This is a genomic window from Candidatus Pelagisphaera phototrophica, assembly GCF_014529625.1.
GTDB classification, from domain to species: domain Bacteria; phylum Verrucomicrobiota; class Verrucomicrobiia; order Opitutales; family Opitutaceae; genus Pelagisphaera; species Pelagisphaera phototrophica.
Genome location: NZ_CP076039.1, coordinates 3160420 through 3184197, shown reverse-complemented (window position 1 = coordinate 3184197; position 23778 = coordinate 3160420). Strand labels below are relative to the sequence as shown.

The following is a 23778-nucleotide window of genomic DNA, read 5'->3' as shown; positions in this document are numbered from 1 at the left end:
TGCCGCTATTGGCCTTCTATTCTGCCGGCTTTGGAAGCTCGGTTCGGTAGGTGTCCCACTTGGCAACAATTTCGCGTACCGCTTTGCTGCCAACGTCGTAGGCGGCTTCCAAGGAGGGAATGAAAGCGGAATATCCGCCCTTCTTTTCGCCGCTTAGATTGACGGCCGCGTTGACGCCGGGCGGGGGCATGGAAAAATTGCTTCCGGTCCGGAGGACGAGAACGCGTTGCGTATCGACCTTCCCGGCGTTTTCTAGGAAGGTGAGGGACTGGAGGGTGCCGGTCTCTTCCATGGCGGATGTTACGAATTCCCCTTCTCCTTCGGTCCAGTAGTCGACCCAATCATTGGCCCAATTATTCATTATTTCCCCATGCCAAAAAGTCATCGCTGCCAGTTGATCTCCTTTGAGCACGAATGGCGGTTTTTGAGCATTTGGATAGCCGATGTATTTCTTTCGTAGGATTTTCATGGCATCGTTATCCTTGATTTTCACGTCTTTGGTTAACTGGTAGGCCCATTCGACTAGATCGGAATCTAGCTTGTAGAGGAGCCCTCCTTTGTCCTCGGGAAGAGGCTCTATCCAGGGAAATTCGGGGTGCCGAATGGGCGTGTATCCGTATTTCCAGTCGTCGGGGGCCTCCCGAATGTCAATTTCATGAGAGAGGTCTCCATCTATCAGCCACTCGGCCCAAGCTGCTGACCCCAGCGACATGTCGTTGGGGTCGACGCCGGCGATTCCCGCAACGAGCCAATAGGCTTCGCTCAGGTCGAAGCGCGGATCCATTCCCAGCGCCATGATAGACGCGGCGGAACGGTAGGTTCCAATTCCAGTGACGATTCCTAGCACGCCATCTTCATCGTTGTAGCGAAGATCTCGATAGCCCTGGGGAAAGGAGATCTTCTGATCGAGCGGGTAGCGTTCGACCCAGTTTTGGAACTCGGCGGGCTGGTCTCCCTCGTCTTCGCCGAGTTCGAACATGGCGACGACGACCGCTTTAATCTTGGTCTTGCTCGCTTTGGCCTTTGGAATGCGATAAGACGTTTCGTTCCAGTCTTCGATCAGTTGGTGGGCGACGACGCTGCCGAGTTTGTAAGCCGCTTCTAGAGCAGGGCGACCGTCTTCTGGATAGGGAGCGGTGGCACTCCAAGAGGCGGCCTTGTCCTTAGGCTGCATGGAATAATTGCTTGCCGTTCTCAGGACTAGAACGCGCTCGAAATCGGTTTTGCCTGCTTGGGCGAGTCGTCGGAGAGCGGTAAGCGTGCCGCTGTCTTCCATGTTGGACATGACAAATTCCGCTTGGCCGTCGGTGTGCAGTTTCATCCAGTCATTGGCCCATTGATTGAGCTTCTCGCCATGAAAGTAGGTGGAAGAGCTCAACGAATCCCCGATGATTACCCGCGGGGGAGTCATGGCGTTGGGGTAACCGACGAACTGCTCCCGGAATTCCTTCAAAGCCGGGGTGTCGTCAACGGGCATATCTTTGGTCAGTTGATAGGCCCATTCGACGAGCCCTTCGTTCAATTCGAACGTGATGTTGTCTACCGTCCAACCGGTATCGAGCTGATTGGGCTCGTAGCCGCCAAGCGGTATCATGCCGTAGGGCCATTCCTCGGGAATTTCTCGAGCGTCCAGTTCGTAGAGAAGATCGCCATCGACGACCCACTTCGCCCAAGCCGCAGTGCCGAGAGAGGCATCTTCAGGGTCGGCTCCCGCTATCCCTGCGATGATCCAGTAGGTTTTGGAAAAGTCGAAACGCGGGTCCATGCCGAGAGCGGTGATTGTCGTGGCCGCGTGCGTGACGCCTCCTCCCGTCAGGGCAACCATAAGGCCTTCTTCGCTCATGAGCAGATCCGTTCTGCCCATGGGAAAAGGCAGGACGATGTCTAGACTCTCCCGCTCGGCCCAGAATTGCAGCTCTCCCGGGCGGTCTCCCGTAATTTCGCCCATTTCGTACATTGCAAGTACAACGACTTTTATGGGTATAGGCTTCTCTGCGAAAGCGGGCGCGCTCGCCGCCATTAGAATCGTCGCTAGAATCAGATGAATTTTAAGCATTTGGGCTTTAAGGCACAAGCCGTGCCAATCGAATGTCGGGAGCGGCGTTTTAAAAAAAAAGAAAGTTGTCCGTAAATCGGCACCGATGCTGCTTTAAGGCCTCTATGCTGGAAAAGCTATTCGGTCTAAAAGCGGCGAATACCACGGTAAGAACGGAGTTCCTTGCCGGAATAACCACGTTTGCTGCCATGGCCTACATTCTAGCGGTGAACCCTGCGATTCTGAGCAACGCGGGTATGCCGGTTCCGGCACTCATTACGGTCACTGGCATCGCGGCCGCCCTGGGCTGCTTTCTGATGGCGGTCATGACGAATTACCCCATTGCCCAAGCGCCAGGCATGGGGACTAACAGCTACTTCGCTTTTGTCATCTGCATTGGCAGCGGATTACCTTGGCAGACGGCGCTAGCCCTCACCTTTTGGAATGGCATCATTTTCCTCATTCTCTCTGTTACCGGATTGCGCAGCAAGCTGGCCGAATCCCTACCGAATGGGGTTAAGATCGGGATTCAATGCGGAATCGGTTTTTTCATTGCGTTCATCGGCTTGAAAAGCGTTGGGATTGTCATCGCCCACGAGGCGACGCTTGTATCGATTGGCGACCTCAAGGCCCCGGCATCCTTGATGGTTATGGGGGGACTCGCATTTATGACGTTCCTGACGATCAGGAAAGTCAGCGGGGCGTTGCTTATCACTATCTTGGGCTTGACTCTGATTGGCCTGATTATTCCCAGCCAAGGAGCAATGGTGACCTCAGTTCCCGATGGAATCGTTTCCTTGCCCTCTGGCATATCCGAAACGTTTTTGAAGTTGGATATTCTGTATCCGATAAAACACTTTCCTGAAATAGCGGATGTTCTGATAACGCTTTTGCTCCTGGACTTGTTCGATAGTATCGGAACTCTTGTAGGCCTATCTAGACGGGCTAATCTCGTTCGGAAGGATGGTTCGATGCCGAAGATGGGCAAAGCCTTGACCGCTGATGCCGTCGCCACGGTTGCCGGTTCCTTGTTCGGTACCTCGACAACCACTTCCTACATAGAATCAGCGGCGGGCATCGAATCGGGGGGAAGGACGGGACTCACCTCGGTTGTGACCGGTCTCTGCTTTCTGGTGGCCTTGATCTTTACCCCGATTATTCTAATTGTTCCGGCGGCGGCAACCGCTCCGGCTCTGGTTATGGTGGGTGCCTTTATGGCTCAGGGCTTGAAGGAATTGAAGTTCGATGATTTGAGCGAAGTCGTACCGGCGTTCATTACGATGCTGATGATTCCCCTAACCTTTAGCATTACGGAGGGGATTGGACTCGGGCTAACACTTTACTCGCTGATTCTGCTATTGAGCGGAAGAGCTAAAGAAGCCCCTGTCTTGAGCTACGCAATATCTATTGTATTCGTTATTTACTACGCTTTTTTATGAAACAGAATTTCGTCAATGAAAGCGGGATTACCCGTCGAGGATTCTTGGCTACGGGTGCCTTAGCGGGAAGTGCCTTAGGGATCGGCTCCGATGCGCTGGAGGCTAAGCCTGTGAATCCTTCGGCTGGGAAATTCGGCGAGCGGACCCATGGGAGCGAGATCCTCGCTCCAAAGATTCCCTTGAAAAAGATCGGCCTGATTTTCGAAGATCTGAAGCGAAACGCCTCCACTGAGGAACTATACCGGTTCCTCTACGCCCTGCCGAAGGGCGGTGATATCCACCACCATTTCGGCGGCGGGATGCTTCCGGAGATGTGGTTCGATGTAGCGACAGATAAAAGCCGAAACGGAGGGCAAGAGTTCTACACGAGGTACAAAGTCTCTGGATACTACAAGACGGATGCCAATGAGCATAGGGACTCGAGAAACCGAATGTTTTGGACGACGATTTCCGAGTCGAGCTATGGAAGCTTGTCGGGCCCCGCCAAATTGGATTTCAAAGCCATGTCCCAACTGAACCAAGACGAGAGGGAAGAGTGGTTGGGCTCCGTTGTCTTGGATAAGGAATATGAGGGGCGGGACGAGTTTTTCGAGTATATATGGCCCAGGCTTAACGAGCTGTTGTCTAGCATCGATGTGATGACGGAATTGCTGGTCGAAAACATGAAGCGATTCGCTGCAGAGGGCGTACGCTACTTGGAAATTCAGACAGGTCCGTGGGGTTGGAAAGACGGTCGAGGCAATGATCTATCTGCCGAAGAAGCCAATGCGGCTATCAAGCGACGATTAAATCAGCCGGATGCGGTGGCCACAGGAGTTACCGTTCGCTTCCAAGGCATTGTTGTACGTTTTGAAGACGATGCGGAGGAGAAGGTCGAGAGGTTCTACGAGTTCATCGACCAGCATCGCGATTTCTGGGTAGGGTTGAACATGGCCGGTCGGGAGGATGACAATCGCGGATACGCTGCTAGGTTTACGGACGTCTATGATCGAATGTTGCGGAAGTACCCGGGGATAGGTATTTCGATTCACGCAGGAGAAGCGGAAAAGCGAGATACCCAGATCTTTGATACGCTTCGTTTGGGAGCTACCAGAATTGGACACGGCATAAATTTGTTTCAGGACGAGAAAACGATGCAAGTGATGCGGGGAGAGAAGTTCCTGGTGGAAATCAACTTGATTAGCAACGAGCTTCTGGGTTATGTGCCAGATCTTGATAAACACCCATTCCCTATATACTTGCGACAGGGAATTCCGGTCTGTCTTAATACGGATGATAGGGGCATGTGGCACTCCAATATGACGGATGAGTACTACGTCGCCGTGAGCCGATACAATTTGTCGTGGAAGGAGCTCATCTCTCTTGGAGAAAACAGTCTCGTTCACAGTTTTCTGGACGAGGAAGAGAAAGCGCAGTTGTTGAGCGAATACAGTGAAGACCTAAGTGTGTTCGCAGATAGATGCCTGGAAAACGGCTGGCGTGAGATGGCAGCCTCAACCGACGCAGTCACCTACGACTATGGGCGTGTCAAGCTCGGATTAACTATATGATTTTCCGCGTAATAACTAGATTCCGAGATGCCTGACTTAATCAATCGTTTTTCCGTAGCCCCGCTACACGAGTCCACAATTCACTTGTCCCAGGTCGCTTCTGGGAGATTGGCTCCAGATCTCGTTTTGACCGGTGCTCGTATCCTTTCGGTCTATACCGAGCGAATGCTGGACGATCGGGAGATCTGGATTACGAAAGGCCGAATCGCCTCGGTTGCCAAAGCGGGCAGCTGTCCCTTTGAAGAAGTGCCCCGCTACGATGTCAAAGGCGGTATATTGGCCCCAGGACTGGTCGATCCCCATATTCATATCGAAAGCAGCATGATGACGGCCTGCGCCTATGCGGAAGGAGCATTGCTAAACGGAACGACGACTTTGTTTTGCGATAGCCACGAGATAGGCAATGCGAGCGATGTGGAGGGAATCGAATGGATGCTCGAAGACGCTCGGCAAGCCCCTCTCAATATATTCCTGACCTTGCCCTCTACCATCCCCGCGACGAATGACAGCCTCGAAACCTGCGGGGGCGATCTTACCCCCAGCAAAGCGGCCGCTCTGTTTGATAAATGGCCTGAGATTGTGGCCTTGGGTGAGAAAATGGATTTCGTGCCGGTTTGCATGGGCGATGCACGGTCTCACGGAATCATCGGCGAATCCTTGAAGCGGGAAAAGCCAGTTAGTGGGCACATTTACGGTCGGGAATTCGTGGCGGCTTACGCTGCCAGCGGTGTTACGGATACTCACGAGGCGATCGATCGGGACATAGCCGATGATTTTCTCGAGGCAGGAATTTGGGTTTTCCTAAGAGGAGGTCCGCCCGCCACCCCTTGGCACAGCTTGCCAGAAGCGATCAAGGCGGTGACGGAACTGGGAGCGTCGACCAAGCGCGTTTGCGTCTGCACGGACGATCGTGATGCCGACGATCTTTTCGAATTCGGACTCGACTGGGTAACCCGGCAGGCGATCGTGGCCGGTTTGAGCCCGTTACAGGCTTGGAGCATGGGTTCTTTGCACCCGGCAACGCGTTTTGGGATGGATGGCGAATTGGGAGCTCTTGGGCACGGGCGCCGAGCAGACATCACTCTGCTGGGCGATGACTTAACGGTAATCAATACGTGGTATGGGGGCGCATTGATGGTGGAAGACCGGAAAGTGACACCGTTGCTAGATAAGCAATTGAGCGAGGGGAGATACTCGTACCCGAAGCAGGCATACGAGACAGTTAGGTATGAGGACGAACTAGATTTGCTGCCTCAAATTCCCGACGTCAAGTCGTCGGTCAGTATTGTGCGAACGGAGCTGCCTGGCATCGTGACTCTCTCCAAATCAGCCCAGTTCGAACCGGAGGTCCAATCTTGGGACGCTTTTATGGACGCTAACGATCTGGTATACTTGTCCGTCGTCGAGCGATACGGAAAGACCGGGGGAATAGGCCATGGCCTGTTGCAGAATTTCGGGCTTACGGATGGGGCGGTGGGTAGTAGCGTAGGCCACGATGCCCACAATGTTGTTATCGCCGGTGAATCTGCGGAGGATATGAAAATCGTGGCTCGACGGATAAAAGAGCTCAGAGGAGGGGTGGTCGTTGTAAAATCTGGAAAAATCATCGCGGAGGTTCCACTGCCAATAGCCGGATTGCTCTCGGATGAAAGAGGCACTGAGGTCGCCGCCCAGACAACTGCTCTAAAAGAAGCATGGAGCTCAGTTGGCTGCTCGCTTCCGTACATGGGCTTCAACCTTCTGCCTCTATCTGTGATTCCCGAAATTCGGCTGACCGATAAAGGGTTGGTTCTGGTGCCGGAAATGAAGGTTAAAAACCTCTTTAGAGCACTTTAGGATCGGTAAATTAATCGAAATACCCGCTGTTTCGTAATACATATTTTTTTTTTAATATAAAGATAGTCGTTAAACAATATTTCCGTGACTTGGGAACGCTACTGGCACGGAAAATGCAGGATGGAAGGTCGGTCAAAAATTACAACCTAACTATGAATATAAAAACGACAATCAAACTTCCAAGCTTCTCGCTGAGCTTGTTTCTAGCGGTCTTCTTTGCGACGAGTTCAGTCGCTCAAGAAGAAACTGAAGAGTTGGATGCCTTCATATCGGAAGAAATTCCGATAGAGGAGAACATCTTGCCCACCTCCCGTCCTTTTAACTCGGTCTACGGTACCGATCGGAGTATCTTAGATACGCCTAGAAACGTGACTATTATTTCGCGCGAACAGCTCGATGCGATATCGATTAAGGATGTTCGTGACTTTTCTAAGCTGACATCGAGCTCTTACACTAAAACGAATTTCGGTTCGCCATCGACCCCTAACCTAAGGGGCCAAGAAGCGGACCTGTTTGTCAACGGCATGCGGCGAGGAGGTTCGATTAATGGTAATGGCCTTCCCGTCAATTTCAATGCGGTTGAGTCAGTGAATATTGTCAAGGGCCCAGCTGGAGTCGTCTATGGGACCACCAACTACCTTGGAGGCTATGTTGATTTGATTACGAAGAAGCCGTTCTTTGATAAGGCACGAGGCGAGATTGGTGTAAGTATAGGATCATATGACCAGTATACGGTTAATTTGGATTACAGCACTCCGGTAAACGATAAATTCGCTTACCGTGTATCTGTTGAAGCCAAGGAGTGGGGGGGCTTCTGGGAGCTTTGGAAACAAAATTCGCAAGCGTACTACTTCGCAGCCACATATCAACCCAGTGAAAGGTACAGGATGGAAATGAATCTTGAGTATTTCCAAGCGGACTACACGGAAAATTGGGGTATCAATCGTGTCTCTCAAGATTTAGTCGACAATGGTCGTTACGTAGTCAACTCGCAGACTGATGCGGAGTATTTAGCGTATACTCAAGGTCTTGGCTCAAACCCTTTATACTTTGCCAGTCCGTTCGATGTGTTTTTCGCTCCCACGGATGGCGAAGGGAATTTTTTGGATGATGGCGAGGCAATTGGATCTTCTGGCGGAATACCAGGAGAAACTGCTTCGACGATCGGTTTTTTCGCGGGAGTGGGAACTTTCTCCCCCGTTGATGGAACGACAGTTCCGGTTGATCGTTCATGGAAGCTAGCAGCACCTGGGGACGATTCGTTTGGTCGATTCGTCACCTTTGGAATGGATCATATTTGGGACATTGAAGAGGATTTCCAAATCGTGAACAAAACTTTTATTTCGTGGAAAGATCGCCAGACATTTTCCTCTTATCACTATTCCGAGCTACTACGGGATAACTGGGCTTTTGACAACCGCACCGAGTTCCGTACGAGCAAAAGCTTCGGTAATACGTCTTCTTTGGACATGAACGTGGGGTTACGTCTGCGATATGACGATGTATGGGCGGTTAACCACTACTTCAACGAGCCGGTCAATTTTTGGGATATGACGCGAGACGTCGATACTCGCCGTGTTCCGGATGCAGGGTACGCCGCTTTCCGCTGGGTCCCGGGCGAAGATTCGCGCGGCGTACTAAGCAATTGGTATTATGGGGATGGGGGAGCAACTAAATCTTTTATCTTGGGTCCTTATGCGCAGTTTGACTATGGGATAAATGATAGCTTCAGCATTCTCGCGGGATTTACCAGGGATTACGTGAGTGCTGAGTCCCGCGATCCAGTTTTAAAGAGGGGCGAGACCTTTGACTTTGGAGGCTTTGTTGGCGTTGCTGGTCCCGATGAGGATCTCGTCGCCGATGAAAACACGGAGATGGACAATTACAACATCAGTTTACTCTTCAAGCCCAACGAAAAGACATCTTTGTACGGAACATACAATTACAGCGATACATACGATGCTGATACTGGCGGGCGTCTCGTTCCTCAGTCATTTGGAGACAGTCTTGAAAGTGAATTGATAGAAATTGGGGCTAAATTCAGCCTGATAGAAGAAACATTATTTCTCAGCACAGCTTACGTTGATCGGGAATTCACATCTCGAAACCAGGATGGGTCGATCGACCCTGTATTTGTGGATGTCTTTGAAATAGAATTCAATTATCAGCCGAATCGCAACTTCTTCGCTACCTTTGGCTACAGTAAGTCGGATGCAACGCGCACTGCAGGATTTTTCGCCTCTCCCTACACGATAGACAGAGCTGCAGAGACGGGTGGCGTATATGTGTCGCCACTTTTTCGTGGACCTCCTGGTAGCGAAGTAGTTGAAGCGCCTGGAGTTCCCGACGACCTCTTTAATGCACTACTAAGCTACAAGTGGAGCAATGGGTTTGGCGTTACCGCAGGGGCTCTTTTCTGGTCAGGCATCAAGTCGGGGTACGATGGGTTTGAGTTTTCCGTGCCCAACTGGAACGACCCTGAGAGCCCATATGTGCTGCAAGCGAACACTGTGGACTTAGGCTCCCAGTATGAGATCGATATTGGTCTCACATACGAAATGGAAGATTGGAATTATAGGCTATCTATCTTGAACGTGACAGACGAAGAAAATTGGGATGTAAATAATTCTGGATATGGAAATGGATCAATCCTTGCCCGCCAGCCGACCCGGTTCGAGTTTTCAGCGAAGCGGTCCTTCTAAGTAGGGAAGTCAAAACGGATTTTCATGAAGACCGCCTCTGAGGAGGCGGTCTTTTTTTGCATAGTCGGCCTGCAAATGGCGGGGGAAGACGAGCGTCATCGGACCCCTTGCCTCTGCTCTATGCTTGCGAGATCGAAGGAGCCTTCGATCATACTGAAAACGCTCTACGGAAACCGGGGCTATTGAGCGTTGAGAGGGAATCGAAACGACACCCTCGGAAGCGGGATTCGATATCGTTACTTTTTGCTTAAGAAGGGCGCGAGAAACCCAGCGAGCAAAAGCTGAAGGGGGTGGTAGCACATGAGGGGCAAAAGAATGAGACCGACTTGAGCCGCTCCATTATTTTGCGACGTGAAAATGATGGCAGCCATGGGAACGCCCGCGGCCAAGGTTTTTTGAGATCCGCAAAAGAAAGCGGCGATTCGTTCGGCTTTGCCCTTCGCTGCGAGGGGCGCGGCAAACCATACGCTAGTGGAGAAAAGCCCTAGAAAGAGGATAACCAATAAGAACGTGAGCGTGATGGTAGCGGTGCTGATTTCTCCCCAGATACCGTTGAGCACACTGTTGCAAAAGGCTGCGTAGACTATGAAGACGATGGCTCCATTGCTGATTTTCTTGAAGAGACCTTTGGACTTTGTGGCCCAATCTCTAACGAAGACCCTAAGAACCTGACCCACTGCTAGAGGGAGCAGCACCAACATCGAGAGTTTGCCGATTAGCGGACCAAGGGAGCTGATCTGAGCCCCTGCAGAGGTGTTCAAGAGAATAGAGCAAAGCAACGGAGTGACGAATACGCCGAGGACGTTCGATAAGGTTGTGGAAAAAAGAGCCGCTGAACTGTCGCCATCGGCGTTGCCGGTAATTATTATGGCGGAAGAGATTGTTGCCGGAAGAACCGATAGGTAAATCGCGCCGATGTAGATTCCCTCATGTAGTGAGGTGCCGATTACGGCGAGCAAGCCAAGCATTAAAAGGGGAGCTAGGACGAAGTTGCACGATTGGCAGTATGCGTGGAGCTTTGCTTTTGCGGCGCTGCGAAGAATTTGCTGCGAAGGGAGGGAGAGGCCTTGTATCAGGAACGTAAGGGCGACTAGCGCTTTCGAGGTGAATTCGCTTTTGAGCAAGCCGCCCTTGGCTCCCGGTTCAGGCAGAATGACTGCAAAGACGACCGCTCCGACGAGAGCGAGCGTGAAACCTTGGCTTTTGAAGAGGGACGGCATAGGCATAAAATGAAACGGTATTGGTGAAAAGAGTGAAGAAAGTCGGACGCGTATGGCGAGTATTTAAGCCACCTCTAGAATCTGCAGTTCCGGTCGCTTAAACTTATTTACGATTTCATCGTTTTAATCGTCAAGCAGTTCATCGCGATTGCCGTCAGGCCGGCAGTGGCTACCTTGGAAGAGAGAATAGCGGCTAGAAACTCTGGGAGCTCTTTCACGAAATGCTCCTGAGAGGGGATGCTGAAGGCTAATCCTAGGCTGACGGCTATGACGAGCATGTTCGCGCTATCAAGGGGCTCTTGCAGGATCATGCGCACTCCTGCACTGGCGATCATACCGAAGAGTACAAGCGTCACGCCGCCGAGGACTGGGTTTGGCATCGCGCTGAATAGGAATCCGGTCTGTGGGAGAAGTGCGGCGACTATGAGGATTCCGGATACGTATAAGCCGACTTGGCGACTGCCGACGCCGGTAAGTTGTATTACGCCGTTGTTTTGGGAAAACGTGGCGGTTGGGAATCCGTTGAAGACGCAGGCGAAGGCACTGGTGATGGCATCGGAGAGAATGCCGCCTCGAATTCGTTGCCAGAATTCTATACCGCGGGTCTTCATTCCTGAGAAACTGGCCGTGGCTGACAAGTCGCCGATAGCCTCAATGGAGGAGACGATGTAGATGACGGCGAAAGGGATAAGCAGTTCCCATTTGAACGCCAAGCCGTAGGCGAGAGGAGTCGGAATCATGATCCAGTTGTTGCTTTTCCAATCGGGCCAATGGATGATTCCAAAAAAGGAGGAGAGCGCGTAGCCGACAGCGATTGCGATAATGGGTGCGTACATACGTATCGTTTTTCGCTTGGAGATTTGGCTGGCGATGAGAAGCCCGATGACGGTTGCAGCGACGCTAGTGCTGATTGTCCACGTCGTTGTTTCGCCCACGCCTTTTGCAATGTAGTAGCCAGAGACGGGAATGAGATCAATGCCGATGGCAAGAACAACGATGCCGGCGACGAGCGGCGATATGATCGACCGGAGGGCGGGCAGCGAGAACGCGAGGACGAATTGAAGCGGCACAGCGGCGAGGGCCATGCCGCAGGCGAGGGGGAGTCCGCCTTCGTTGCCCGCTCTAAGGAGAAGGTCGACGTAAGCGAAACTGGTGCCGTTGATAGAGAGGAGCCCCGAGCCGACGATTCCGAAGCGTTTGGCTTGCAACAACGTGCCGAGACCCGATGCGAGGAGGCATATGGAAATGAGGTAGGATTTAGTATCCGGGTCGATGCCGACGACGCTTGAGAAGATAAGGGCCGGGGTGATACAGCCCACGAACATGGCGATCGTTTGCTGGAGGGCCGCCATGGCCGCTTTGCCTGGCGGCATAGTGGCGTCATGCGGGTAGAGCAGATGGGGCTCGGCTCGGGTTGAAGACTGTGATTCTCGCATAGACAAGCTAAAGCAATTCGTGCACCAAATGAATGCCCTTACGGGAGATCGGGCGGTGACTTCGAGGTTAACGGCAGGGAATCGACATCCGTTTTCCAATCCAAATCCTTGAGCTGATCCATTAGCCAGCCGGCGGCTTGCTCGAATGGAAGCGGATCGGTCATCGTCCCGATTTCAGCATGGTTGGCCCCTGGAAGAACCAAAAGCTTATGGGGAACGCCCGCGGTGCTTAATGTAGCTTGTAGAATCTTGGATTGTGATAGATCGACTGCGGGGTCTGCATCGCCATGAATGATAAAAACGGGGGAGTCGGCTGGGTCGATGTAGCTTGTGGTCGAAGCGTGCTTATAGGTCTCGAAAATCGGGTGCCCAGGAGGCTGATAGGTGAGCGCTCGACCCGTCAGGCTTTGCATCATCGACGCGCTGCGGGGCGATTTCTCCAGAGCTGCCAATAGATCGTGTATGCCGGCAGCGGCGATTACGGCTTGGGCGCGGCTGGATTGGCGGCTCACTGGATCCAGGGCGGACGGATTGGCGATGTTGTCGCCCACGCCGAGGAACGTCGCCATCGTCGCACCCGAAGAATGGCCCATGGAGGCGACCCAATTCGAATGAATGCCGTAGTCGGATGCATGATGCCGGATGAACTGAATGGCTCGCTGACAATCGGCTATCTGACGCTGGAAACGGTTTTTCGGCCCTAGGCGATGATTGATGGAAAACACAGTGAAGCCCGCTTCCAAGAGGGGAACGAACGGCTGTTCCGTTTCCCCATAAAAGTCACTGAAGACATTGTTTTCGATGAGCCAAAGATCGAGCTCCTTTAAGGGTAGGTCGTCATATGCCCCATACGCGGTGAAACCCGTACCCATGATAAAGACGACCCCGGCCCCGATCGGCGATTTGGGCTGGTAGACATCCATCAGCAAGGCGGCGCCATGATCCATGCCGTAGATAACGTTTTCGATGGTCGGCTCGACTGAGAAGGCTGGTTTCAAAAAGCCGATCGCCAAGATAATCAAAACGGATCTGAAATCGACTGACAACATGCTCAAATGTAAGCATGAATGGCGCCGTTTTTACGCTGAAATGCGTTAATCTCTCCGCTTTAAGAGAGGGGTCGTTGCGGATTTTGGAACTCGAGACGTATGGCTAATGGTTACCGGATTTGAATACCGCGGGAATCGCCACTAGCCCGCAAGCGACTATGAATCCTGCTAGATAGCCGGGAAAGTCGTTCGGAACCAGCGGAGCGAGCCAACCGAATTTAGCCGCGAGCAAGACCGCCAGTCCCGAGACGCTGCTAGCCGCTGCCCATCGAGCTCCAATCGAGGGCAAATAGAGTCCCGCGAACATGGTGGGGGCCAGTTGCAGCATCCCACCGAAGGCGTTGAAAGCCAGTTCCGCAACGAGTTCGGGCTTAACGCTGGCCGCGAAGGCAAAGATCGCTATGGAAAGAGTGAACCATCGATTGAGTTTAAGTATGCCACGAACGGATACGTTCTTATTCTTCCGGTACCAATGCTCGCTTGCGATAAAGCCTATGCTCAGGAGAATAGAGTCGGCCGTCGACATTGTGGCGCAGATGACTCCCACAAGGGTCAATGCTCCCAATACCGCGGGGACCGCAGCCATCACTTCGCCGATAATCTGGTCTCCGCTTGAAAGGCCAGGGAAGATTGCTGCCCCTCCTAATCCAAGCGTTCCGGCGATCATGGTCAGCATAAGGCCCATGAATGGGAAGATGTACATCATAGCGGTCAGATAGCGCTCCTCTTTGACGATCATAAACCGTTGGGCATTGTGGGCCATCGGTGTCGCCCCGAGCGAAATGAGAAGAGCCAGTCCGACTATGTTCGTTGCGGAATAAAGGCCATTAGGCCCAGGCAAGCCCCAGAGAGAGGGATCGGTGGCGGCATCGACATCCGCCACAAATTGCGACCCGTCGAAAGCCCAGAACAGACCTACGAATACAATCGCTACCGAGATACAACCCACGATGGTGAGCGTCGACTGAAGAATATCCGTTTTAATGATGTTGGCGAGCCCGCCGGACTCGGAATATATATAGATAATAACGAGGGCGATCGCGGCGGTAAGGATGTAGGGCAGCCCTATCGAGCTTTCGAGCATGCGAGCGAATCCGGTAATCTGAGCCGCGAGGTAAGGCACCATGCAGGCTAAGGTGACCGCGATAAATAGAAGTTCGAGGAGGGGAGAGTCGAATGCCTTGAGGTAGAGCTGAATCGGCGATCGAGTATCGGGATACTTCCGCGAAAGTCGCCATAAGCGTTTGCCCAGGGTACCGGCCACGATGGCTAGAATCAGGTATCCGAGGACAGCGAAGTAGAAATTGCCCACTCCGTGAATGTAGTAGTAGCCTGCCGCTCCAATGAGCCCAGCTGCGCTAAAGTAAGTGGCCCAGAACGTGAGAAGGGAGGGGATGAAGCCGACCGTCTTGCCGGCCAGGAAAAAGTCTCCCAGCTCTTTCGTGGGCCTTTTGAAAGCCTTAACGGTTAGATAAAGCAGCCAGCCCAAGTATAGGAGTAGAAAGAGGGATGCCCAGATTTGGAAGTCGGTCATGGAGCATTCTTAAGCCGTAATCGCGCCATCTTTTCGGCGGAATCTGGTGTAAGCCCTATATTGTCCGCGTTGGAACGGATCGTGCTACTGGGGCAGGAGTGAAAGCAGATGAGCCCACCCAAGATTGTGCTACCCTCGAATATCCCAGGGAATGCTCCTTTAGTCGAAATGATTGGGATATCCTGTCTAACTTTTGGTATCCCATCGCCTTGGAATCCGATATTGGGGCTCAGCCTTTAAAGGCCCGACTACTCGATACCGATTTAGTGATTGCCCGCCTAGGTCTTGGATACGTGGTTTCCAAAGATCTGTGTATTCACCGCGGCGCTCCGTTGTCCAACGGATGGGTTCGTGATGACTGCATTGTTTGCCCCTATCATGGCTATCGATTTGATGCTACGGGCAAGTGCGTCCTGGTACCAAGCCATCCAGAATGGAAGATTCCGGGCAAGCTGCGCCTGCAAACGGTTTTGCACGAGGAGCGGTATGGTATAATCTGGGTATGCCTAAGCGGCAAACCCGCTAACCGAATTCCAGTTTGGGAACCTGAAGAGTCGGACAGCACCTATCGTCGCTTTACGCTAGGCCCAGAGATTTGGGACTGTTCAGCCGGACGTCTGATAGAGAACTTCATCGACAACGCCCATTTTTCCTTCGTTCACCGGAGCAGCTTTGGCCAAGAGGGAAGCGCCACCATGGGAGCGGAATACGAATTTTCTCAAGACAACTATACGATGACGATGGCATTCGACTACAAGGCGACCAATCCAGACGACTCGCCTATCGCCGACGCTTCCGAGTTGGATCGGCACATGCATAGAACCTTGTTTTTGCCCTTCTCCACACGAACGGTGATCAGTTATCCAGAGGAGCGCGAGCACCTCATTCATTTTAACATAGCGCCGGTGTCCTCCCGCAAATCGCAGCTGATCGCCGTGTTTCACCGCAATTTTGATCACGACGTCCCTATAGACCAACTACGTGAATGGGAGAAGAAGATCATTTATGAAGACCGGGCGATAGTAGAGCTGCAAAAGCCCGAGGAAATACCGTTGGACATATCTGCGGAAGTTCATGCTAAAGCGGACAAAGCTTCCCTCGCTCTGAGAAACTGGATGTTTGGCAATGGGCTTCGTGGCGAAATGACTGCTTAGCAGACCTCCAAAGGTCCGCTCGAAATTGAGCGCGGAAGCTCTTTGTTAAGCCCTGGCGAGGGCTCTGGAGCGACGGGAAATTCACCTTGTCGTTAATCTGGGCTGGCCGGAGGAAAGCTGCCGAGGAAAAGAGCTCTGACGGGTGAATGCGGCTCGGTTTCTGCTTTATGGAAGATATGTACGATCCTTCTCCAGAACTGTCGAAATTCGTCCAGAGCCTACCGAAAACCGAAACCCATATTCATTTAGAGGGTTCTTGCCCTTTCGAGATGATCGAACGGGCGTTCCCGGGCAAGTATCCGAACGGCCCCCCCATGTGGGCGGATGAATTTCGCTACGAGAGCTTCTACCAGTTCATGGATTACTATGTGGACTTTTGCGAAGGAGTATTCACAAGTGCAGAGGCCTATCACGATTGCGCGAAGAAAGTGCTAGCCGACTGCGCCTCCCAGAATTGCAAGTACGTTGAAACGAGTTTTCACGTGGGTTCGCTCTATTCGGGGGGGATGACCGGACCGGAATTGGTAGATGCTGTCCTGTCAGCAGCTCCTGAAGGATTGGAAGTTCGAGTCGTTATGGGCATGCGGCACAACGACTATGAAGGCATAGGAAAGGAAATTATCGATGATTGCCTGTCTTGGGATCAGCTTTGGGGAATCGATCTTCATGGACCTGAGGATTATCCGCTAGAGCCTTGGACTGCCGAAGTCTGGAAAGCGGCAGGGGCGGCTGGGAAATTCCTCAAAGCCCATGCCGGAGAGTTCATGCCCGCCAGTTTCGTGAAGCGTTGTATTGACGAATTGGGAACGAGCAGGATACAGCACGGGGTCCGATCGGTGGAGGATCCTGAGCTAGTGTCTTTCCTGGCTGAGGAAGGTATTGCCTTAGATGTTTGTCCAATCAGCAATCTCAAGTTGGCGGTGGAGGGAATCAAGACAATGTCCGACCATCCCATTCGGCAGCTGTTCGATGCAGGGGTCACATGTACGATTAATTCGGACGATACCCTGATGTTCGGAAATTATTTGAGTGAAGAATATTATGCGTTGTATCAGGATATTGGTTTCAGCGAACAAGAATTGGCTCGAATCGCTTTGAACGGTTTTCTCGTTGCTGATTGGGAATCTCCCAAGAAAGACGAATGTATCGCGGAGCTGACAGCGATAATTGAAGAAAGGGATTTCAGCAAGTAACATGCCTGACGATCCGAAGGAACTGAAGTTTCTGATACTTTTCGGGTCGTATGTGGGCTTTTGGGGCATGCTTCAATGTCTCACCGTTAAGCTCGTCCCATTAGACCTCACTTGGCTCGGTCTAGGAACCTTGGCATTCAGCTACGGATCCTTCGCCCATGCTTTCACCTTTCCTTGCACCGACGCGACGGCTGAGATTTGGGGGGCCAAACGGGCGCGAATGATGGTCTACATGGGAACTGCCGTGTACATTGTCTGCACGGCATTCCTGTTTTTGGCTGTGCAAGCTCCTCCGGCGGAAGGTTGGCTTCTAAACGATGCCTATGTCGCCCTCTTCCAGGGTGGGCCGAGGATCATTCTCGGATCGCTGTTGGCCACGTTATCCGCCCAACTTTGGGATATCTACGTGTTCGAGTGGGTGAAGAAGAGGACGGGAGAGAAGAACCTTTGGCTGCGCAATAATGTTTCTACGTTTGGCTCCCAGTTATTGGATACAACTATATTCTGCGCGATCGCTTTCTATGGAATCATACCCAATGATGTACTGCCCAAGCTGATTATCGGATCTTATTTGATGAAGCTTCTGGTGGCGGTAATCGATACGCCCATCGTATATCTAGTCGTATACTGGGTGACGGGTCACTGGACGTCGAAAGGGGATATCGAGGAAGAGACGGAGGAAAAGGGCACCGTGTAGACCTGGTTGGGGGGAGAGCGACCATTGCTCCGCTCCCTAGCTCTACGTCTGGCTCCAGAAGCGCTGATGCGGTGCGAGCAGGGCGTCTTTCATTGCGGGTAGGGGACCCCATACGCGGACCTTTTTTTGCCCGGCCGCGAAGACGTCGCGACAAGGCAGATCCATAGTGGGATTCCGTGGATCGGAACCGGTGAGCGATTTGAGGTCGGCTTCAGGCGTTCCGTAGAGGACCGAGCCGATATTCGCCCAATAGATGGTTCCCGAGCACATGGCGCATGGTTCCAACGTAGTGACTAGGCAGCAGTCCCAGAGGTATTCAGGTGAATACTCTCGAGCGGATCGGCGGGCGAGTTCGGTTTCCGCGTGTCTTACGCTATCCACGTTTCCCTGGCGGAGAAGGATGGTTTTGAAATCGGGAGCGACGAGGATGGCCCCAAATGGGTGATGCCCGTTTGCGATGGCTTCCTCGGCAACTTCGTTTGCCGCATAGAGGAGGCGTATCTGAATGGCTTCGTCCACGGTGTATGGATTAGTTGGTGGCAGCGATTTTCTCCAGGATGTGATCTTTGGCAGTAATGGGCGGATAGTTCGAGGGGCTTTCCTCCGACACGCACGAAGGCAAGGTTTCAACGAGGACTTCGGGATCCGGATCGGAGAAGAATGCGATAGACAAACGGCCGTTGGCGGCGTCTGCGGGACGTACTTGCACCCTGTGCGGAGTAGAACGGTAGACGTCGTTGGTCCAGCGAGCGAGCAGGTCGCCTGTGTTTATGACGACGGCATTGTCGACAGGCGGGGCGGGGATCCAGTTTCCTGTCGAATCTTGAACTTCGAGGCCGCCCGATTTGTCTTGGAAAAGAAGCGTGAGGGTGCCGTAGTCGGTGTGGGCTCCGGCGCCCAGCTGGCCTGCGGATTCCACTTTTGCGGGCGGATAGTGGAGAAGCCGGAGCGTTTGCAGAATGCCGGTATGCTTGTTGGTGAAATAGCCTTCCGGAAGCTCGAGAGCTAACGCAAAGGCTCCCATCAGCCGATCGGCGAGACGTTGGCAGTCAGCGAAAAAATCGCTCGCGACCTGATGAAAGCGATGGCTCGGCCAGAGATTTTCTTGCGATTGAAGATTGAATACGTTGCGCATTGTGAAGGTTTCTTTCTGATCTGCCGGCTTGTTTGGATCCAAAGCCTCTGTGCCTAGGCCATGATAGCCGAAATTGAGCTCCTGGTCGAATGGATACAGACTCTTGGCGGCAGGCTCTTTTTGGAAAAAGCGACGGGCAGTCTCCATGGCCGCCGATACGGTTTCAGGAGCGATACCGCAGTTGGTTATATACATGAAGCCGACCTCCTTGGCACTGCGATCTACCTCGGCCGCGATAGCTTGGCGTTCAGTGAGGCAATCGCCAAGCATACTGCTGAAATCGATAATTGGGATGTGCGAATTCATGGGTAGAATGCCAGCAGGAAGCCTGCCATTCGCTCTGGTAAAGGGGTTTTCCTATCGGGGGGCTGGCGATTCGCTCGGCAGACGATAGAATTTTCCGGTCGGATCGCCGGAGGGCGCTCCGTTCTCGAAAATCGGATTGCCTCGCAGCCAAGTCTGACGAACCGCAAGCGATTGTTCCATTCCGCAGTAGGCGCTAGCGGAGTGTTTGTAGAGAAGGTCTCGGAGTTCGATTTTCTCCGGCGGCGTCTTGGAATCGACCAATATAAAGTCGGCGTCTTTCCCGATTTTTAGGGAGCCTTTTGTTTCGAGCCCGACTTTCTTGGCTGGATTGAGGGTGCTCAGCCGAGTCAGTTGGAAAAGGCTTTTGGGGTCGTTTGCGCAGCGATGCCATAAGAGAGGCAGTCCGTGTTGCAGTCCACTGATTCCGCCCCAGGAATCGAAGAAACTTAGGCCTGCTTTCATTTCGGGCGGGCATGGCGAGTGGTCGGATCCGATGGTATCGATTTCGCCTGCCGCGAGACATTCCCAGAGCGTGGCGAGGGAATTGCGATAGCGAAGCGGCGGAGCGCATTTCGCATCGGGACCAATGCGTTCGGCATCTTCGATCGAAAGAAGCAAGTAGTGCGGACAGGTTTCGCAGGTGATATCGACCCCTTTGGCTTTCGCTTGGGCTATCGGAGCGAGCGCTTGGGCAGAGCTAACGTGGACGATGTGGATGGGACATCCGGTTTCTCCCGCCAATTCGATGGCGATCTCGATAGCGCTTATCTCGGCTTCCACCGGTCGGCTAGCTTCCCAGTCTAAGGCGTTGCTGCGTCGGGCAAGTCTGCGGTTCGCGGGGTCCAGGACCGCAGGATCTTCGGCGTGGAGGGCGAGGAATTTACCTGTAGGAGCGATGCGTTTCATGCCCTCTTTTAAAGTCGCTATATCCGAGTTAATGAAATCGTCGGTCCCGCTTGGAGACATGAACGCTTTGAAAGCGATGACTCCCTCGTCTGCCAAGGGCTGAAGGGACTCCAAGTTGCCTGGAACGAGACCGCCCCAAAGAGCGAAATCGACGTGGGACTTGGCGCCGATGGAATGAAGTTTTTCTTCGAGGGCCTGAACGGTCGTCGTGGAGGGAATGCTGTTGAGAGGCATTTCGGCTGCAAAGGTGCAGCCGCCTGCTGCCGCGGCGAGCGAACCGGTGGAAAACCCTTCCCAGCGAGTGCGGCCCGGTTCGTTAAAATGGACGTGTAGATCGACCCCTCCCGGAAAGCAAAGAGAGCCTCTTCCGTCGATGATTTCCCTTCCCGCTTCGTCCGTTTTACCAATCGCAGAGAAGCGCCCTTGATCGATCGCCAAGTCGGCGGCTTGCCAGCCTTCAGGGCTCAGTAGGCGAATATTGCGGACAATGCGATCGTGCATCCTTAGGAATCGGGAAAAGCGTTTTGGTCGACCTGTTTTATCATGTCCGCGAGCGTCCGAAGGGCGACCAATATATCGGAAGATTCCACGAATTCATCTGGGTGATGACTCAGCCCATCCCGGCAGCGAACGAATAGCATGCCGATACGACACGTTTCAGCGACTTTCATAGCATCGTGGCCTGCTCCGCTGAAGAGCTCGCTTGCGGCGCTCGCGTTGGCGGCGACCGCTCTGGAAAGAAGCTTCCTTATTTCCGGATCGCAATCGGCATGGGAAGTTTCTTGAAAAGTTTGTTTGTCGATTTTAATCGATCGACGTTTCGCGATGGACTCGATTTCTTCGAGGAGTTCAATTTTGAGGGCTTTGAGTCGTCGAAGATGGGCCGCTCGGAAGTCGATTGAAAAGTAGACTTTGCCGGGGATCGCGTTGCTCGAGTTTGGCGAAACATCCAGTTTTCCCACGGTAGCTTTAACAGCGGGGCGTTCCGCGGCGAAACGCTCTACTGCTAGAACCATTTCTGCGGCGCAGGTCAGAGCATCGTTTCGAAGTTCGTGAGGAGTGGTTCCCGCGTGGCCTGCTTTTCCCGTCACCGTTATGCCGATACGGGATTGAGCCGCTATGCCGGTGACGATGCCTAAGGCGTGCCCGTTAGCCTCTAGCACGGGTCCCTGCTCGATATGGGCTTCCAGGAATACGTCGTCCTTTTGGATTATGGGAGCGGTTTTTGCGATGCCGTCGGAATCGAAGCCTCGGGCTTTCAAGGTGCTTCGCATATCGATTCCATTGGAGTCGATCTTTTCCAGGGTCGTAGGATCGAATGTCCCGCAAAGCAGCGAACTGCCGAGAAAAGTCGTTTGATAGCGGACGCCTTCTTCGTCGCAAAAAGCGAGAGCGTTGATGTGGCGGTTGGGAGTGTATCCCTCCGCTTGAAGCAACTCTATCGCGGCGATTGAAAGAAGGACTCCCAAAGCGCCGTCATACTTGCCGGCGTCCACAACCGTGTCGTAATGAGAGCCAATGTGGATGGAAGGCGCTCTGGCGGTGTTCGAAGGCCAGGATCCTACAACGTTTTGGAAGGGGTCGATGTTGGAAACGAGCCCGGCAGTTTTCATCCACGATTGGATGAGCCGCGAAGCGATATCCATCTCCTTGGAGAGGAATACGCGGGTTAGGCATTCGCTGCTAGAACTGATCGCCCCGAGGATTTCAATGCGATCGAGAAGCCGCCGGTGGATGTTTTCGATATGGGTTTCTTTGATCATCAGCTTCCGCGGTAGGTCGAATAGCTCCAGGGCGTACAAAGAAGGGGAACATGGTAGCTCTCGCCCGCTTGGAGATTCACATCTATGGAAACGTTCTCCAGAAATGATGGCTTAGGTAGCTCGACTTCTTCCTTTCTGAAATAGGGACCTACTTTGAAGACGAGGCGGTAGGACCCGGTAAGAAGAGAGTCCTTATCAAGCAGCAAGGCGTCTGTTCGGCCGTCTTGGTTCGTTTGGAACCTTCCTATCGGACTGTACGCGTCTCCGTTGTCGCGGTAGAGCTCGATGTCGACTCCGGATGCGGGTCGGCCATGGTAATTGTCGAGAATATGGGTGCTGAGTTTTCCGCTCATTATTTGTAAAGAATATTAGGATACGATTGAGTGAAGCCGGTGCCAGCCGATGCGGGCGATCTGGGCGAGGCAGGCGAGACGCTCGGCCCTTGCCGAGGCTTGCAACCGTTGTTCGAGAATGGGGAGCGTCTCCGAGGCCTTGTGATCCGAAATGCAAAGAATGAATGGGTGCCCGAATATTTCCCGATAGACGGAGAGGCGTTGACGGAGGGTATCGAAAGTCTCTTTCGGAAGCGCGGAGAATCCGGCCCGCGATTGCTCGGATTGCGAGAAGTCGGTGAGAGCCTCGAGTTCGTCCATTTTGGCTGCCAAGTCCGGGTGGGCGGCAATCAGCTGGGTTTGCTCTGCGGCATCGGCTCCGAAGAGGACACTCTCGAACCGCACCTGCAGGGCCTTCTTGCTGGGAAAAGGACGCGCTTTGACCGCGGCCTCCGCAACCCATGGCGAATGTTCGTAAAGCCGTCCCATAACGGACATCCATTCGCTCTTGGATAATTGGTTGAGTTCCTCGATTGGGATATTTTGCGAGTTCATGGGGTGGAGATTCTGGGCTTTTGCGAAAAGAGGGGATCGGGAAGATTGAAAAGGACGATTCCAACGAAGACGAGAGAGGCTCCAACGCTCTGAACGAAGGTGATCGTTTCCCCGAGGAAAATGGCCGACGATATTACGGCGACGGGCAGCTCGATAGAGGCAAGGGCTCCGGCGAAGCTACTGCCGACAATAGGAATTCCCTTCATGAGGGTGATGACGGGAAGCGTTTGCCCTAGAAAACCGAGAAGCAGCGCCAGACCGAGGAACGTGGGCCAGTCTATAGGTTGCTGGTTTCTCACAAAGGGGAATGCCAAGAGCAGGGCCCCGCTTCCGATGAAGCATGTGAATGAGATCGCGAAGGAACGAAACGTGGCGCTGGTGAAGGAGCTGAGGCGGGGCGTTAGGAGAAAGATGATCGCGTAGCAGGCCGAGGCGGCGAGGCCCGCGAAAATGGCTCCTGCGAACGCATTGCCTTCAAACGCCCCGAGGATATTGGTGGTGGCGCCGGCCCCGATTAGAAGAAGGCCGATGGAGAGGGCTTTCAGATAGCTAAAGCTTTGGACGCCGCGAAAAACGGTGTAACCGTAAACTTGGGGCAAATAGAGGAATAACAAGGTCGCTCCTATGGCGATGGGACCGAGGCTGAACGCCAGAAAGAGAAAGGTGCCAAGAGCGAGGCTAGCGATGCCGCAAAGCAGGAGGTCTCTCCATTGGCCGGGAGTTCGCGGCCTTTGCTCTCGGCCGAAGGATCGGGCGAAGCATATGAAGAATATGGAGGCGAAGAGGGTTTCGACGAAGAATACCTGCTGGAAGGAAGCGCCGACCGCGTAGGCCTTTTTGATGAGTACGCCATGAAATCCCCAGCAGGCGCCGGAAATAAGAACGAGGATGACGCCGAACGATCGGCCGGAAGTGAACTCGGTTTTCAAAATGCTT

General features: G+C 53.2%; 20 protein-coding genes. 8 read left to right on the top strand and 12 right to left on the bottom strand.

From position 1 onward, the window contains the following. Positions 1-16 precede the first annotated feature (16 nt). Positions 17-2056, bottom strand: coding sequence for a purine-nucleoside phosphorylase (locus GA004_RS13690; RefSeq protein WP_283394437.1), 2040 nt, complete (start codon positions 2054-2056; stop codon positions 17-19). Between the two features lie 104 nt (positions 2057-2160). On the opposite strand from GA004_RS13690, the gene GA004_RS13685 reads away from it, so the two are divergent. From GA004_RS13685 to GA004_RS13665, 5 genes are all read left to right on the top strand, one after another. Further along, positions 2161-3474: an NCS2 family permease gene (locus GA004_RS13685; protein WP_283394436.1), complete on the top strand. Its 1314-nt coding sequence runs from the start codon at positions 2161-2163 to the stop codon at positions 3472-3474. Further along, positions 3471-5024, top strand: coding sequence for an adenosine deaminase family protein (locus GA004_RS13680; RefSeq protein WP_283394435.1), 1554 nt, complete (start codon positions 3471-3473; stop codon positions 5022-5024). Before GA004_RS13685 ends, GA004_RS13680 begins: the two co-directional genes overlap by 4 nt. A gap of 27 nt (positions 5025-5051) precedes the next feature. Beyond that, positions 5052-6860 carry an adenine deaminase gene (locus tag GA004_RS13675; protein ID WP_283394434.1) on the top strand — a complete coding sequence of 603 codons (1809 nt, stop codon included), beginning with the start codon at positions 5052-5054 and terminating at the stop codon, positions 6858-6860. Positions 6861-7012: 152 nt separating this feature from the next. Further along, positions 7013-9562, top strand: a complete 2550-nt coding sequence (locus GA004_RS13670) for a TonB-dependent receptor (protein ID WP_283394433.1) — start codon at positions 7013-7015, stop codon at positions 9560-9562. Positions 9563-9586: 24 nt separating this feature from the next. After that, positions 9587-9748, top strand: a complete 162-nt coding sequence (locus GA004_RS13665) for a hypothetical protein (protein ID WP_283394432.1) — start codon at positions 9587-9589, stop codon at positions 9746-9748. A gap of 50 nt (positions 9749-9798) precedes the next feature. On the opposite strand, the gene GA004_RS13660 is transcribed toward GA004_RS13665, so the two are convergent. The 4 genes from GA004_RS13660 to GA004_RS13645 all read right to left on the bottom strand — a co-directional run bounded on the left by GA004_RS13660 (position 9799) and on the right by GA004_RS13645 (position 14801). Then, a complete protein-coding gene (locus tag GA004_RS13660) occupies positions 9799-10782 on the bottom strand; it encodes a bile acid:sodium symporter family protein (protein WP_283394431.1) in 984 nt (327 codons plus the stop codon). Between the two features lie 107 nt (positions 10783-10889). Then, positions 10890-12218 carry a uracil-xanthine permease family protein gene (locus tag GA004_RS13655; RefSeq protein WP_283394430.1) on the bottom strand — a complete coding sequence of 443 codons (1329 nt, stop codon included), beginning with the start codon at positions 12216-12218 and terminating at the stop codon, positions 10890-10892. 38 nt (positions 12219-12256) lie between these two features. Continuing rightward, entirely contained in the window at positions 12257-13267 is a 1011-nt protein-coding gene (locus tag GA004_RS13650) for an alpha/beta hydrolase (protein WP_283394429.1), read from the bottom strand. Positions 13268-13370: 103 nt separating this feature from the next. Further along, on the bottom strand, positions 13371-14801 hold the full coding sequence (locus GA004_RS13645; RefSeq protein ID WP_283394428.1) for a sodium:solute symporter family protein: 1431 nt from the start codon (positions 14799-14801) through the stop codon (positions 13371-13373). Between the two features lie 98 nt (positions 14802-14899). On the opposite strand from GA004_RS13645, the gene GA004_RS13640 reads away from it, so the two are divergent. The 3 genes from GA004_RS13640 (at position 14900) to GA004_RS13630 (ending at position 17845) form a co-directional block, all read left to right on the top strand. Further along, on the top strand, positions 14900-15955 hold the full coding sequence (locus tag GA004_RS13640) for an aromatic ring-hydroxylating oxygenase subunit alpha (RefSeq protein WP_283394427.1): 1056 nt from the start codon (positions 14900-14902) through the stop codon (positions 15953-15955). 167 nt (positions 15956-16122) lie between these two features. Then, positions 16123-17148: an adenosine deaminase family protein gene (locus GA004_RS13635; RefSeq protein WP_283394426.1), complete on the top strand. Its 1026-nt coding sequence runs from the start codon at positions 16123-16125 to the stop codon at positions 17146-17148. A gap of 1 nt (position 17149) precedes the next feature. Beyond that, positions 17150-17845 (top strand): queuosine precursor transporter, encoded by a 696-nt coding sequence (locus GA004_RS13630; RefSeq protein ID WP_283394425.1) that lies wholly within the window; start codon positions 17150-17152, stop codon positions 17843-17845. 42 nt (positions 17846-17887) lie between these two features. On the opposite strand, the gene GA004_RS13625 is transcribed toward GA004_RS13630, so the two are convergent. The 7 genes from GA004_RS13625 to GA004_RS13595 are packed head-to-tail and all read right to left on the bottom strand — an operon-like array spanning position 17888 to position 23771. Next, positions 17888-18364 carry a nucleoside deaminase gene (locus GA004_RS13625; protein WP_283394424.1) on the bottom strand — a complete coding sequence of 159 codons (477 nt, stop codon included), beginning with the start codon at positions 18362-18364 and terminating at the stop codon, positions 17888-17890. Positions 18365-18374: 10 nt separating this feature from the next. Beyond that, positions 18375-19286: an isopenicillin N synthase family dioxygenase gene (locus GA004_RS13620; RefSeq protein ID WP_283394423.1), complete on the bottom strand. Its 912-nt coding sequence runs from the start codon at positions 19284-19286 to the stop codon at positions 18375-18377. Positions 19287-19337: 51 nt separating this feature from the next. Beyond that, positions 19338-20693 (bottom strand): allantoinase AllB, encoded by a 1356-nt coding sequence (gene allB / locus GA004_RS13615; protein WP_283394422.1) that lies wholly within the window; start codon positions 20691-20693, stop codon positions 19338-19340. Between the two features lie 2 nt (positions 20694-20695). Continuing rightward, positions 20696-21955 carry a M20 family metallo-hydrolase gene (locus GA004_RS13610; RefSeq protein WP_283394421.1) on the bottom strand — a complete coding sequence of 420 codons (1260 nt, stop codon included), beginning with the start codon at positions 21953-21955 and terminating at the stop codon, positions 20696-20698. Further along, positions 21955-22308 (bottom strand): hydroxyisourate hydrolase, encoded by a 354-nt coding sequence (gene uraH / locus GA004_RS13605; RefSeq protein WP_283394420.1) that lies wholly within the window; start codon positions 22306-22308, stop codon positions 21955-21957. The genes GA004_RS13610 and uraH overlap by 1 nt, the downstream gene beginning before the upstream one ends. 15 nt (positions 22309-22323) lie before the next feature. Continuing rightward, the gene (gene uraD / locus GA004_RS13600) at positions 22324-22842 is read right to left on the bottom strand and encodes a 2-oxo-4-hydroxy-4-carboxy-5-ureidoimidazoline decarboxylase (protein ID WP_283394419.1); all 519 of its coding nucleotides are present in this window, start codon (positions 22840-22842) and stop codon (positions 22324-22326) included. Next, positions 22839-23771 (bottom strand): DMT family transporter, encoded by a 933-nt coding sequence (locus GA004_RS13595; RefSeq protein ID WP_283394418.1) that lies wholly within the window; start codon positions 23769-23771, stop codon positions 22839-22841. The genes uraD and GA004_RS13595 overlap by 4 nt, the downstream gene beginning before the upstream one ends. Positions 23772-23778 lie beyond the last annotated feature (7 nt).

Bases quoted from the DNA above. Each gene is read 5' to 3' on its own strand.
- GA004_RS13690 (WP_283394437.1), bottom strand. From the start codon at position 2,056: ATGCTTAAAATTCATCTGATTCTAGCGACGATTCTAATGGCGGCGAGC.
- GA004_RS13685 (WP_283394436.1), top strand. From the start codon at position 2,161: ATGCTGGAAAAGCTATTCGGTCTAAAAGCGGCGAATACCACGGTAAGA.
- GA004_RS13680 (WP_283394435.1), top strand. From the start codon at position 3,471: ATGAAACAGAATTTCGTCAATGAAAGCGGGATTACCCGTCGAGGATTC.
- GA004_RS13675 (WP_283394434.1), top strand. From the start codon at position 5,052: ATGCCTGACTTAATCAATCGTTTTTCCGTAGCCCCGCTACACGAGTCC.
- GA004_RS13670 (WP_283394433.1), top strand. From the start codon at position 7,013: ATGAATATAAAAACGACAATCAAACTTCCAAGCTTCTCGCTGAGCTTG.
- GA004_RS13665 (WP_283394432.1), top strand. From the start codon at position 9,587: ATGAAGACCGCCTCTGAGGAGGCGGTCTTTTTTTGCATAGTCGGCCTG.
- GA004_RS13660 (WP_283394431.1), bottom strand. From the start codon at position 10,782: ATGCCGTCCCTCTTCAAAAGCCAAGGTTTCACGCTCGCTCTCGTCGGA.
- GA004_RS13655 (WP_283394430.1), bottom strand. From the start codon at position 12,218: ATGCGAGAATCACAGTCTTCAACCCGAGCCGAGCCCCATCTGCTCTAC.
- GA004_RS13650 (WP_283394429.1), bottom strand. From the start codon at position 13,267: ATGTTGTCAGTCGATTTCAGATCCGTTTTGATTATCTTGGCGATCGGC.
- GA004_RS13645 (WP_283394428.1), bottom strand. From the start codon at position 14,801: ATGACCGACTTCCAAATCTGGGCATCCCTCTTTCTACTCCTATACTTG.
- GA004_RS13635 (WP_283394426.1), top strand. From the start codon at position 16,123: ATGGAAGATATGTACGATCCTTCTCCAGAACTGTCGAAATTCGTCCAG.
- GA004_RS13630 (WP_283394425.1), top strand. From the start codon at position 17,150: ATGCCTGACGATCCGAAGGAACTGAAGTTTCTGATACTTTTCGGGTCG.
- GA004_RS13620 (WP_283394423.1), bottom strand. From the start codon at position 19,286: ATGAATTCGCACATCCCAATTATCGATTTCAGCAGTATGCTTGGCGAT.
- allB (WP_283394422.1), bottom strand. From the start codon at position 20,693: ATGCACGATCGCATTGTCCGCAATATTCGCCTACTGAGCCCTGAAGGC.
- GA004_RS13610 (WP_283394421.1), bottom strand. From the start codon at position 21,955: ATGATCAAAGAAACCCATATCGAAAACATCCACCGGCGGCTTCTCGAT.
- uraH (WP_283394420.1), bottom strand. From the start codon at position 22,308: ATGAGCGGAAAACTCAGCACCCATATTCTCGACAATTACCATGGCCGA.
- uraD (WP_283394419.1), bottom strand. From the start codon at position 22,842: ATGAACTCGCAAAATATCCCAATCGAGGAACTCAACCAATTATCCAAG.